At 74.8% G+C, this 2,584-nt stretch carries 2 protein-coding genes and 1 pseudogene; all 3 read left to right on the top strand.

Annotated elements, in window-relative coordinates; all coding sequences use genetic code 11:
* Positions 1-1,075: methyltransferase (locus ACFXA3_RS40660; protein ID WP_385196197.1), on the top strand; the 1,075-nt coding region annotated here is incomplete at its 5' end.
* 90 nt (positions 1,076-1,165) lie between these two features.
* On the top strand, positions 1,166-2,002 hold the full coding sequence (locus ACFXA3_RS40665) for a MerR family transcriptional regulator (RefSeq protein ID WP_385196200.1): 837 nt from the start codon (positions 1,166-1,168) through the stop codon (positions 2,000-2,002).
* Positions 1,965-2,576, top strand: a pseudogene (locus ACFXA3_RS40670) (glycosyltransferase); the annotation flags it as partial. The gene ACFXA3_RS40665 and the pseudogene ACFXA3_RS40670, both read left to right, overlap by 38 nt.
* Between the last annotated feature and the right edge of the window lie 8 nt (positions 2,577-2,584).

The following is a 2,584-nucleotide window of genomic DNA, read 5'->3' on the forward strand; positions in this document are numbered from 1 at the left end:
GGCCTGGGGGGCTCGGTGTGGGGTACCCGCCCCCGCGCCCGCGGAGCCGCTGCTGCGCCTGCGGACCGGCGCCTGGACCACCCAGGCCCTGGCGGCCTGCGCGCAGCTCCGGCTCCCGGAGGCCATCGGCCGGCGCCCGGGTTCCGGTTCCGCGGAACTGGCGCGGGAGGTGGGGGCCGACCCGCGGAGCCTGGCGACCCTGTTGCGGTACCTCGCCATGCTGGGCGTGGTGATCGAAGGGCCGGACGGGTACCGCCTCACCGGTGCCGGCGCGCTCCTGGACGCGGCGGCCCCGTGTTCGATGCGGCCGCTGGCCCTGATGTACGGCGGCCCGTTCTACGCGTCGTTCGCCCACCTGGCCCACACCGTGCGGACCGGGGAGCCCGGCTTCGAGTACCTGCACGGCGAGAACCACTTCGACCACTTCGCCCGCCACCCGGAACTGTCCGCGCTGTTCGACCAGTCCATGGCGTCCTCGGCCACGATGTTCGATCCGCTCCCCGAGCACCCGGTCCTCGCGGCCGCCGCCGCTTCCGCCGCCCCCGGTCGCCCCCGTACCGTCGTCGACGTCGCGGGCGGCACCGGGGAACTCCTCGAACGCGTCCTGACCGCCCATCCCGCCCTGCGCGGTGTGCTGCTCGAACGCCCCCAGGTCCTCGCCGCGGCCCGCACCCGCCTTGCGGGCGGCGCCGCCGGGGCGCGCTGCGACTACCGGGCGGGCGACTTCGCGGACGTCCCCGCGGGCGGCGACGTCTACCTGCTCTCGCGGGTGCTGCACGACTGGGACGACGACCGGTGCCGCAGCATCCTGCGGCACTGCGCGGGGGCCATGCCCCCGCACGCCGACCTCCTGATCGTCGAGCGGCTGCTGCCGGCGGACGCCGCGGCCCCCTCGCTGGCCACCGCCTGGGACCTGCACATGCTGTGCAACACCGGAGGCGCGGAGCGCACCGCGGACCACTACGCCCGGCTGCTGGGCGACTGCGGGCTCCGGCTCGTCGGCCACACCCCCCTGCCGCTGGGTGCGCACGCCCTGCACGCCCGCAGGACGGCCCCCGGGGCGGACGCGACCTGACGGGCCCCTCCACCGCGGGAGCTCCCCGGAGTTGACCCTCCCCTTACGTCAGGCTCGAGGCTGTGGACGAACGAAAGGGCAGGTCCGGACATGGGCTATACCGTGGGTCAGGTCTCGGCCTTCGCCGGGGTGACCGTACGCACGCTGCACCACTACGACAAGGCCGGCCTGCTCTCACCCGGTGAGCGCAGCCGGGCCGGGTACCGCCGCTACGACGACGCCGACCTCGCACGGCTCCAGCAGATCCTCTTCTACCGCGAACTGGGCTTCGCCCTGGAGGAGATCGCCGAGATCCTCGCGGATCCGCAGGCCAACGCGCTGGAGCAGTTGCGGATCCGGCAGCGGCAGCTGTCGGAGGAGATCGGCCGGCTGCAGCGGCTCGCCGAGGTGGCCGAGCGGGCGATCGAAGTCCAGCAGACCGGGGTGTCGCTGACGCCCGAGGAGCGCTTCGAGGTCTTCGGCGAGATCTCCTTCGACCTGAGCTACGCCGTCGACGCCCAGCTGAAGTGGCGGGACTCGGAGGGGCACCGGGAGGCGATGGCGCGGGCCGGCGCCCACACGAGGGAGGACTGGCGCCGGCTGATGGCCGAGGCGGCCACGTGGCGGGCGGAGCTGCTCGCCGTCCACGCCGACGGCGAACCCGCCGACGGCCGGCGGGCGATGGACGTCGCCGAGCAGCACCGGTTGCACGTGACCCGCTGGTTCACGCCGTGTCCGCCACGGATGCACCGGCGGATCGCCGACGACTTCGCCTCGGATCCGCGCGCCTTCGCCCTCCTCGTGCCGCCCTCGCAGCAGCGCCCGGGCCTGGCCGCCTACCTGGCCCGGGCGGTGCACGCCAACGCGTCGCGCCACACGCCCGTCGAAGAACCACTCCGGAGGAACACCGATGAGGATCCTGATCGCCACGGCCGGATCGCGCGGTGACGTCGCGCCCTACACCGGGCTCGGCGTCGCCCTGCGCGACGCGGGGCACGAGGTCGCGCTCGCCGCCACGCGGTCGTTCGCGCCCCTGGCCGAGGAAGCCGGGCTGGAGTTCCGGCCGCTGCCCGCCGACCCCCGGGCGCACGGCTCCGTCCAGGGCAAACGGGAACTGATGCGGGCGGCCGCCGCGTTCCTCACCGATCTCGGCGAGGGCTTCGCCGATGCCGTGACCGAGGGCACGGACCTGCTCCTGCTGTCGACCACCACCGCCCCGCTCGGCTGGCACGTCTCCGAGGCCACCGGGATACCGAGCATGGGCGTGTACCTGACGCCCACGGCCCCGACCGGCGACTTCGCGCCCGTCGTGGCGGGAGCCCGCTCGCTGGGCCGGTTCGGCAACCGGGCCACGGGGCGGTTCACCCTGCACATGGCCGACCGGGTCTTCGAGCCGGCGGTGGCACGGCTGCGGGAACGCCTGGAGCTGCCGGCGCTGACGGCCGCCCGGATGCGCCGCCGCCAGGACGGGGCCGGCCGGCCCGTCCCGGTCTCTTATACACATCAGACGCGGCCGTCGCCGATTTGATT

It is taken from the genome of Streptomyces sp. NPDC059456 (assembly GCF_042750055.1).
Lineage (GTDB): Bacteria > Actinomycetota > Actinomycetes > Streptomycetales > Streptomycetaceae > Streptomyces.

Excerpts from the sequence above, each read along its gene's own strand:
- ACFXA3_RS40665 (WP_385196200.1), top strand. The coding sequence starts at position 1,166 with ATGGGCTATACCGTGGGTCAGGTCTCGGCCTTCGCCGGGGTGACCGTA.